We start from the raw sequence: 2,999 nt of genomic DNA on the forward strand, positions 1-2,999 counted from the left end.
ACAAAAACGCCTATTAAATTATTTTTATTTATGGATGTTCATGATTTTAACAATGGTTTTTAACCAATTTTAAGCAATAAATTAATTGTATATTAACCTTATTTAAGTTAGATTCAACAAGGTAAATTTAAAAGCTTGATGACTACTATATTTACTCAATATATTTGAATATTTTATTTGTAAAATCCTTTTTGTATCATAAATAGTAACAGAAATCATAACTTTTGATTATACCTTGTCCTACTCCTGAAATTATGCCAACTCCCAAACAACAGCAGACTTCAGTTAGATCAAACAAAGTTCCTAACTTAATTCCTGTTCTTACCCGTAAACAAAGTGTAATTCTTCAAATCTTAATTGTATTTTGGTTAATCAACCTGTGTGGTTTCTGGATTTGGTGGTTAAAGGCTGATCATCTGATTACCATCAGAGGAATGGTGTTAAACAGTTTGCTATTGGCATACACTACCTTAATGCCAGCATACTTTTTCTATTTTACGTTGAGAATGAAACGGCAGAATCCGCAAGTGCCGATACCTAAAGACTGGCGAGTAGCTATGGTCGTCACCAAAGCACCTTCAGAACCTTGGTTGGTAGTTAGGCAGACGCTGGAAGCAATGCTGACTCAAGTCTATCCGCATGATACCTGGTTAGCTGACGAAGATCCTGACGTTGAAACCTGGGACTGGTGTAAGTTGAATGGCGTCCGCATTTCCTGCCGAAAGGGTATTGCAACCTATCATCGCCCCAACTGGCCACGCCGAACGCGTTGCAAAGAAGGTAATTTAGCCTACTTCTACGATCAAGTCGGCTATGAACAATATGATATTGTTGTGCAATTGGACGCGGATCATGTACCTTCTACAGGCTATTTGGAGGCAATGATCCGACCATTTGTAGATCCTGGTGTAGGCTATGTTGCAGCCCCTTCTATTTGTGATGCCAATGTCAAGCAAAGCTGGGTCGTCAATGCGCGTCTGTTTGCTGAAGCAACACTGCATGGTGCCCTTCAAGCTGGCTATAACGACGGTTGGGCACCTCTATGTATTGGTAGCCATTATGCTGTACGAACCAGTGCTTTACAAACGATTGGCGGACTGGGCCCAGAATTAGCAGAGGATCACACCACAACGTTAATGATGAATGCAGAGGGCTGGAAAGGCGTATTTGCTTTTGATGCCGAAGCACATGGTTTAGGTCCAAGCAGCTTCGCGGATTGTATGACTCAGGAGTTCCAATGGTCTCGCAGTCTGATGAAAGTGTTAATCAAGACTACGCCTCTTTATTTTGGGGCACTGCCTGCTACATTGAAATTTCAGTTTCTGTTTGCCCAACTCTGGTATCCAATTTTCGGTTTCTGTAGCATCTCCGGCATTTTTTTGCCTGCACTGGCACTGATTTGGGATCAGCCCTGGGTTCGCGTTTCATACTTGGAGTTTCTTATTCGCATTACGTTGCTCTCATCAACAACAATCTTTCCAGTAATGTGGCTTAAGAAATGCGGTTGTTTACGCCCAGTTAACAGCCGCATCATTTCTTGGCAGATAATAATCTTTCAAATCGCTAGAGGGTTATGGATTCTTGCTGGCATCTATAGCGCTTTTGTTAGTTGTATGCTGGGACGCGAACTACAATTCAAAATTACACCCAAGGAAAATTTGAGAAATCCTCTGCCAATGAAGGCGATCCTACCCTACCTACTGCTGGGTTCAACCGCCTGTATAATTACAGTCTTGATCGGTAATGTCAAGTACGCCATTGGATACTACTTTTTAACTCTTTTTAGTGCAACCAGTTTTATTGGTGTTTCTGCGGTTGCTTTGTTCCTGCATCACCGGGAAACTCGTCTCAACCTCTTGAGCCACGCAACTCAGTACATTTGTGTTGCTCTAGGAATAACATTGCTGCTGGTGGCAAGTCTCAAAAAACTGCCGCTACTGGGTTCCGTCTTCGAGCCAATCCAATACCTTACTAAGCTAGCTCAGATAAACTTACCCGCTACTATGCCTCAGATGCTATACGGTATTTACGATCCCAACGGAGACTTCAAGCAAGATCGTACTATTAAGCTCGATCACCATTTCGTCTTCTGGCGGCTCAACGATACCAAAGAACTGAAGTCAGCGCTTAAGCAAGCAACTCAGTCTGGGCGTATACCTCTGATTACCTTAGAACCGTTTCCCTGGAACTGGAACGGTATGACCACGGCAACTCTCTTCGATGACATTCTCGCTGGTCGTTATGATAGCACCCTTCGGCAAGTTTTCTCGACCCTGAAATCTCAACCGCATCAAAGAATTTACTTTCGTTTCGGGCACGAGATGGAAATCATTGGTCAGTACCCCTGGTCGAAAGCGGATGAAAAAGGCTTTATTGCAGTCTACCGCTATGTACACGACTTTGCTCGGCGTGAAGGGGCTACTAACTTGATATGGATGTGGTCACCAGCAGGCTTTCCGACGGCCAAGCGTTACTGGCCAGGTAGTAAGTACGTGGATCTGATCGGAGTTTCGATTTATGCCACAAAAGAATGGTCTCAAGATAAAAGTTTACCTTCGTTTGAGCGTCTAATGTCAGAAAAATACTGGTTTTCCAGCTTTTACAATAAGCCAATGATTGCCGTTGAAGTTGGTGTCAATGGCAGTGAGGCAGAAAAACAACACTGGCTTGATATGGCACTTGTTAGTCTAAGCAAGTTTCCACAGTTAAAAGGATGGGTTTACTTCAACCAGAAGCAGCCTGATCTAGTTCCATTGGCTATTGGACAGCCTGATTGGGCACTGAGTCCAGATACTGCAAGGCATCTTCAGCGTTCTTGGTCTTCATCGAAAAACTGACAGCTTATGAGTTAAGGCTTCAATTTTTTTCGCTATTCGTTAGCGCAGCCCGCCGCAGCTATCAGAATTTCGCAGATGCAGAAGGCAACTTTGCTGGAGTTATGAAATCTTTGTAATGCAAGACTTACATAGTTTTTATTTTCTTTTCCTTCTGCTTCCTGC

1 protein-coding gene is annotated in these 2,999 nt (G+C 43.0%); it reads left to right on the top strand.

What is annotated here, in order from left to right:
• Positions 1 to 254 precede the first annotated feature (254 nt).
• Complete coding sequence (locus HCR01_RS37495; RefSeq protein ID WP_193200946.1) at positions 255 to 2,837, top strand: glycosyltransferase family 2 protein; 2,583 nt, start codon at positions 255 to 257, stop codon at positions 2,835 to 2,837.
• Positions 2,838 to 2,999 lie beyond the last annotated feature (162 nt).

The organism is Nostoc sp. MG11 (assembly GCF_014904695.1).
GTDB lineage: Bacteria > Cyanobacteriota > Cyanobacteriia > Cyanobacteriales > Nostocaceae > Komarekiella.

What these genes read in the sequence shown, in the direction of transcription:
- HCR01_RS37495 (WP_193200946.1), top strand. Translation starts at nt 255, where the DNA reads ATGCCAACTCCCAAACAACAGCAGACTTCAGTTAGATCAAACAAAGTT.